Annotated in this window: 7 protein-coding genes; 3 read left to right on the top strand and 4 right to left on the bottom strand. The window is 63.5% G+C overall.

Annotated elements, in window-relative coordinates; translation table 11 throughout:
• The 4 genes from CWO91_RS07760 to CWO91_RS07745 all read right to left on the bottom strand — a co-directional run.
• Nucleotides 1-422: hypothetical protein (locus CWO91_RS07760; RefSeq protein ID WP_130212935.1), on the bottom strand; the 422-nt coding region annotated here is incomplete at its 3' end.
• 140 nt (nucleotides 423-562) lie between these two features.
• Nucleotides 563-2065, bottom strand: coding sequence for an O-antigen ligase family protein (locus CWO91_RS07755; protein WP_130212934.1), 1503 nt, complete (start codon nucleotides 2063-2065; stop codon nucleotides 563-565).
• A gap of 31 nt (nucleotides 2066-2096) precedes the next feature.
• A complete protein-coding gene (locus CWO91_RS07750; protein WP_130212933.1) occupies nucleotides 2097-2678 on the bottom strand; it encodes a hypothetical protein in 582 nt (193 codons plus the stop codon).
• Nucleotides 2679-2849: 171 nt separating this feature from the next.
• On the bottom strand, nucleotides 2850-4052 hold the full coding sequence (locus tag CWO91_RS07745; protein WP_130212932.1) for a polysaccharide biosynthesis/export family protein: 1203 nt from the start codon (nucleotides 4050-4052) through the stop codon (nucleotides 2850-2852).
• 278 nt (nucleotides 4053-4330) lie between these two features.
• Between CWO91_RS07745 and CWO91_RS07740 the strand changes: the two genes are divergently transcribed.
• The 3 genes from CWO91_RS07740 (at nucleotide 4331) to CWO91_RS07730 (ending at nucleotide 6673) form a co-directional block, all read left to right on the top strand.
• Nucleotides 4331-4903 carry a hypothetical protein gene (locus CWO91_RS07740; protein WP_245471159.1) on the top strand — a complete coding sequence of 191 codons (573 nt, stop codon included), beginning with the start codon at nucleotides 4331-4333 and terminating at the stop codon, nucleotides 4901-4903.
• Between the two features lie 75 nt (nucleotides 4904-4978).
• Complete coding sequence (locus CWO91_RS07735; protein WP_130212931.1) at nucleotides 4979-5254, top strand: hypothetical protein; 276 nt, start codon at nucleotides 4979-4981, stop codon at nucleotides 5252-5254.
• A 240-nt stretch (nucleotides 5255-5494) separates the two neighbouring features.
• Nucleotides 5495-6673, top strand: coding sequence for a hypothetical protein (locus CWO91_RS07730; protein ID WP_245471158.1), 1179 nt, complete (start codon nucleotides 5495-5497; stop codon nucleotides 6671-6673).
• Nucleotides 6674-6682 lie beyond the last annotated feature (9 nt).

The raw sequence follows: 6682 nt of genomic DNA, 5'->3' as shown, positions 1-6682 counted from the left end.
ACGTCGCCGGTCGCGGCCTGGTAGGCGGCGATCACGTCGGGGTTGCCGATGCCGGCGATCGCGGTCTGGATCTCATTGGCGAAAGCCGCATCGCTCTGCGCCGCCATGCGGGCGACCTGGGCGAGGCCGCCGACGATCGCGCGCATCTGGTCCTTGGTGGTCGCGGGATCCTTCAGAAGCGCGATCAGGCCCGGGAGCGTGGTCGGATCGGAGGCGCCGAGGTCGCGCACGCGCGAGATCAGCTGCGGGCCGCCGGTCGGATATTGCTGCAAGAGGCTGTTGGGCGAGGCCTTGAACTCGGAAATGATTTGGGCCGGCAGCTGACGCTGCGGCGGATAAACGGCGGCGCTTGCGGCTGAGGTGATCGTCGCGGCGAGGGCCGCGGCGGCAGCCATGCGAAGCGCAATCTTGATAACGCTCATAAATAGACCTCCAAAAAATCAGCTGCCCCGATTTGCTTCCTCGGCCCGGGCAATGGCTGTGCAGTTGCGGAACCTATCCGAAGAGAAATGGGCTGTCCACTTATTCTAAAGACTTCGTAAACAGCGCAACTGCTTCAAATCTAGACACTTTTATGAAGCCGAGGCATTCGCCGCGCGGTTGTGTCAGCGGTTGAGGTGCGGCCCTCGCCTCGCCCGCCGGTAGCGACGGCATCGCTTGCGGAGCGGCCCTCCCGGGTCGAGAAGGACTGCGCCAGGCCGGCGCCGAAAAGCGCAAAGAATGGAATGCTGTAGCCGGGCACCTGGAGCGTGAAGTCGAGGCACGAATGCAGCAGCGACAGCGTGGCGGTGGCCGCCGCCGCGAGCGGGATGATGGCGTCGCGCCGGCGTCCGAACACGCCATTGGCCAGAACGAGCAGCATGATCGCCCAGGCAAGCGCAACCAAGAGCGCCATGGGAATGCCCACCTCGGAGGCAAGCTCCAGCGGCGTCGAATGCGCGGCATCCCAAATGCCGCGAATCGAGATGTTGGGACTGCGATAGGGCGGGAAGGCCCATTGGAACGTGCCCATGCCGGTGCCTACCCAAGGATTATCCGCGATGATTCGCAGCGTCGACTTCCAGGCCTCGACGCGGCCCTCGTCGACCAGGCCCTGGCTGTCGAACCGGCTCGAGACGCGGCCGCCGAGCAGCTGTAAGAGGCCGAGCGCGACGGCAAGGCCCGAGCCGAGCGAGATCCAGATGCCGGTGCGTCGCGGCAGGTCTTTGCGCAGGAAGAGCGTGAACGCGACGATCATCGCGAGCAGCGAAAGGCCGACGCCGGCGCGCGATCCCGTCATGAACATCGCCATCAGGCAGATCAGCAAGCAGCCAAGCTGCGGCAGGATTTCCCTTGGCGGGATGGTGCGCAGATCGAGCGACAGGCGTCGCCATTCGATATGCCGCTCCGGCAAGCGGCGGCGGACATCTTCCAGGATCAGCAGCATCCAGATCACCGCGCAGGAGCCGAAATAGGCCGCCGCCGTGTTGCGGTTGATGAAGGTGCCGGTGACGCTGCCGAGATAGGCCGTCTTGTCCCGCCACAGGATCATGGTGGGCTCGATCAGGAACGAGAGCACGCCGTAGAGCGCGTAAGCCGCGCCCGAGATCGCGATCACCCACAGCAAGCGGCGCGCGCGCTCGCGATCGGCACCGACGGTGATGCCGAGGACGATGGCGAGGATGTTGGCGAGCGGCGCGCCGAGCGCGAAGAACGCCTCGTTCTTCACGATGGAAGCGGACGGGGCGATCGGCACGCCGAGCAGATCCGACGCCTGTTTCCAGATCGGCTGGAATGGCGCGAGGAAGGGATGATCGGAGAGCTGCTCATGCAGCACGAACGCGTAGGCGGCAACGATCACGGCGATGCCGGCGAGCAGCCCTAGATGCGGCCGGCGCAGCTCGCGCGTCGGCGCAAACATCACCGCGATTCCCAAGCACAGGCACCAGAACGCGATCGACAGATCATTGGTCGAGCCGAACGGAAACGGCGCGCCGGCCACGACAAAGAACAGGATGAAGGTCGCGGGCAGGCTCCACGACCAGCGAATCCTGGACCAGCTTATGTTGGGAGGCCAAAAGCGCATCGTCGTTCTGGAGCGAGCTTTGCTTTAGCTTCTAGAGGAAGCAATCAATCGGATAGATCTTCAGATCGACGTTGAGGCGGCTGTTCCGGGTCTGCGCCCGGAACGCGTAGAATAGCCCGAGACTATCACTCCCCGGCTCGAGTTTTATTCCGGGGGTTAATTCATCCGGTGGGACCAGAAGGCCGATGTGCCGGTTGATGGCGGAAATCTCGATCCGCCCCTCCCCCTCGCCGAACCGACCCTCAAGCCGGGTGACGGTGACCTTCGGCAGCCCGCGGCGCTGATGGCAGACCTCCTCCTCCCATAGCTTGGTCTGTTGGACCAGCGGCTTGCCCGTGCCATCGGGGACGACGATATCCGGGAAAGACGGGTGCAACATTCCGAAAAACCGGCTCTCTTTGGAGTTCGCCGACAGCCGGACTGTGAACGAGAGCTCGCCTTTTTCCCCGCGAAGACGCGACAAGATCGGCGCATCAGGTTCGGCGGAGACTATCACGTCGATGCGATGGCGAACACCGAGCTCCCCTGCAGCAGCAAGGGCCTGCCCGAACGGTGCAAGTCCGACGGCAGCAGGGACGAGAGCCAGAAGACGCCAGAATGCTCGAAAGCGCATGTAGCCCCTTGCAACACTGCGGGATGACCGATGGCCGGCGCGACGTGCTCAGTGGCGCCTTGATCCAAATCCCGAACTCGTAGCCGCAGCAGAACCGCTTCGGTTGCTAAACGAAAATGGCACCGGGACAAAGCCCCGGTGCCATCGGTTTTGGTCGATCAAGTCGGCGTCTTACGGCGCCAGCTTGACGTTGTTGCGGAAGATCAGGGCGTCGTTGGAGAGGTTCACGGCATCGCTGCCGGTCGCCATGATCACGCGCAGGTAGTTCAGGAACTTGGCAACTTCGACGTTGCGCGAGTTCGAGACGTAGATGATGTCCTGGTTCTTCATCATGACCTTGGTGGCGAGGAAGAAGCCACCCGGATCGCGGAAATTGACCGCGAAGATGACCGGGATCGTCTCCGACGTGTACTTGCTCACGTCGATGCCGAGCTGGGCGGCAACCTCGCGCGGCTCGCGACGGTAGAGATACACGGCAGCCGGATCGGCCTGGCCATCCAAGAGACCTCCGGCCTTGCCGACGGCTTCGCCGAGGTTGATGCGCCAGGCATCGAAGTTGAATTCGCCGCTCTGGCCGCTGGCGCCGAACGCCAGGAACTTCTGCTGCTCGCGATAGACATAGATGCTGTCGTCGGGGCGAACATAGATGTTGTTCTCGGGCGTCATCACGAGATTTTCGAACGGCACGGTAGCCCGCCGTCCGCCACGCTCCAGCATGACCCAGGTCTCGAAGCCCTGACCCTTGATACCGCCGGCGCGGGTGATCGCATCGAGCACGCGATCCTTCGCACCCGCCGCGCTCGCCGGATAACGCGCCGGCGAGTTGACCTCGCCGAGCACGCTGATGAGCTGGGTCCGCTGCGAGGCCATCGCAACCACAACCTGCGGCTCGATGGCGCGGTTGGATATCTTTTCAACGATGGCTCGCTGAATCTGAACCGCTGTGAGGCCCGCGGCCTTGACCTGACCGGCATAGGGCACGGTGATGAAGCCGTCATTGTCGACCGATTGATCCGGGATCGTCACGAAGTTACCCGGACGGACGCCGGCTTCCGCCGGGATGAACAGACCACCGGCGGCAGCTTCGAAGATGGTAACGCTGACGACGTCGCCGATGCCGAACACGATGCTGGCCGGTGGCCGCTTGTCCGTGAAGGCCCCCGCGAGCCCCTTGGGCTCATGGGTGTGCAGAATCTTCACGGTAGCCGGATTGATCGGCACCAGCTCATAGGCCGGCGCATTTTCGGTCTGGATCTTGTTGTTGACGTCATCCGTCAGCGGACCCGAACCTGGATTGGTTGAACACGCTCCGAGCGCTAAAGCGGCCGCCAGAAATGCCGGCTTGAATACATAAGTTTTGACAAAGGAATGCATGAATCGCGCCCCAAGAGACCCCAATTACCGTCGATTGGTACGGCGGCGCGGGCGGTGCGACAAGGGTTCCCTAGTGGTTAACGGTACGATCGGTCGGCTACTGTTGCGTGCGAGCCACTCTTTGGGGCTTAGTTTAACCCTTTGTGACTATTTGTTGTATTTCGTGTGCCCGGTCGGCGAGCAAATCGCCCAAGTCAAGGGCGCGGTGTGGCGAGCGCGACGCGTCTTGACCTTGCCGCCGTCTGCTAAGGCTGGGTCTGTTAAGAGTAGGACCCCCCGTGTCTGGCCTCCTTCTGATCCCGCTGCTGGCAGGTTCCCTCCTTGGCGCCGCTGATCGCCCATTGGACGGTACAATCCCCTGCGCTGACAGCGCCCGATCCACCTGCCACGGCCCGGCTGTTGTTGAGGTCGCCACCTCCGCCTCCTCCTCCGTCTGGAAATCCAGCCGGACCCAAGGGACGAAGGACGGCGAAAGCTTCGCCGCCATCATGAAGACGGCGGACACCAGCCAGTCCGACCCGGACTTCGCCGGCCTGATCGTCCGTTGCGCGCCGAAGGGCAAGATCGACGTGCTGGTGGCCTTGATCCGGCCTTTCCCGCCGCGGAGCCATCCTAAGGTCACGATCGCCGCGGCCGGCGGCGGCACCTTGACCTTTGATGCCAGCATGGCGGCCGCGGGGGCCGCAGTGCTCTTGCCCGATGAGGTCTCTGCCTTTGCCGCCGGAAAGTGGCAGACGACCCCCTCACTGTCCGTTGCCGTCAAGGAAAGCGACAGCGAGATCAAAGGTACGGTGGCCCTAAACGGACTGCGGGAGGCCTATCATTCGCTGCTGGCAAATTGCAGCCAATAGGCCAAATTTAGCCATACAACTTAAGGGTCTTTTTAGGGGGGGAACCTAGGGTCCGGAGCACAGAGAGTGTTTCGGATGACCGCGTTTTTGATTTTCAGTTTTCTCGTAGGTGCCGTGCTGGGCCAGCGCTTTCGCGTCCTGGTGCTCCTGCCGTTGACCTTCGTCATGGTGCTCGCCGCGATTCCGGTCGGCTTGATGGTCGATCTCACCGTGGTTGAGAGCCTGAAAGACGTGGTGTTCGCCGCCTTCGCCCTCCAGGGCGGCTACCTCTTTGGGTCAGGAGCGCGCTTTGGCCTTGCTGCCGCGCGTACCACCCGCGTATTCACCCGCCCAGTCAAAACTGTCCGCTGACGGCGCCGGATTGACGCGGCGATGAACCTTTCGCGCGCGCGCGAAAGGTGAAGACCGAGCTGTTGTCCTGACAGAGCTCTGTTTGAAAACCCACCGCCCGCTTGTATGGTGACCTGATCGTTTCAGGATTCCCTTCGAGCGCGCCGTTTGTCCCTCGCTTATTTTGCCCTCATCGTTTCAATCGTCTCAGCTTCCGCTCTCGAAATTGCCGGCGCCAGGATCGGTGCGCAGCTCGGGACGATGGCCGCAGCCCTGAGCTTGCTGGCGGCCGCTTCGGCGGCGCGGAAGGCCGACTACGACCACTATGTGCGCGCGGCCGCCTGGGGCCGGTGGATCCTGCTCGCCATTCCGCTGTGCATCGCCGCCCAACTCGTCCCTCTTCCGCTGAGCTGGGCGCATCCGATCTGGGCCAGCGCTCACGACGTCCTCGGCGGCCTGTCGCTCGGGCCGATCACGGCCGATACCGGCTTGACGGTGAACGCGCTGCTGCTGGCACTCGCGGCGATCTCGTTGCTCGGCGTCACCATCCTGGTGGTCCGCAACCGCGGCCGTGCCGAGCTGGTTCTCTTCGTGCTCAGCGGAGTGACCGCGGTCTCCGCCTTGACCCTGGACTTGCATCGGCTGTCGCCGGCCGTTGCGGCAGCCGCGCCCGCTGACTTCACCACGACTTTGGCCGGCCTCGGGCTCATGCTCAATTTAGCGGTCATGCAGCTCGCTGCTGAACGGGCCGAAACGCATCACTCGGTCCTGCGCTCGATCGCGATCGGCCTTTGCGGCCTTGTCGGGACCCTGGTCTGCGCGGCCGCGATCTTTGGGTTTTCCGGAACGAACAGCGCGATCGCAGCGGCCTTTGGCGTTGTGCTGATCCTGCTGATCCTCGTCATCCGGAGGCTCGACCTCTCGCCATTAGCCGCGGGCGCATTGTCGGCAGCAGCTCTGATCGGCGCGACCATCGTGCTGACCTTCCTCTTGGAGAAGAGTTCTGGGCCGGTCCTCATGCGGCTCGTCCCGGATGCGGGAGGCGAGACGAAGGCCGCCCTCGAGCGGATGTTGGCCGACACACGCTGGTTCGGCGCGGGGGCAGGAAGCTTTTCGGCCGTCGCGAAGATCTATCAGAGCGAGGCTGGCACGACTTTGGCCGCGCCCTCGGCGGCCATCGCCGTCTTTGCGGACACGGGATGGATCGGTTTGACCGCCATGATGGCAGTAAGCCTGATCGCTCTGGTGCGCCTGTTCTTCGGCGCGCTCCAGCGCGGACGCGACTCGTTCTTCCCAGCGGCGATCGCGGCCTGCGTTCTCTTTGCACTCGTCCAGAGCTTCGCCGGTCCGGGACTGCTGCGCCCGGCAGCAATCCTGTGTCTTTCGGTGATCGTGGGACTGGGGCTGTCGCAGAGCGTCAGCCAATCCTCATCACGATAGAACGCCGAT

Source organism: Bradyrhizobium genosp. SA-3, from assembly GCF_004212635.1.
GTDB lineage: Bacteria > Pseudomonadota > Alphaproteobacteria > Rhizobiales > Xanthobacteraceae > Bradyrhizobium.
The sequence above is the reverse complement of the archived record's forward strand: the minus strand, read 5'-3'. Positions and strand labels throughout refer to the sequence as shown.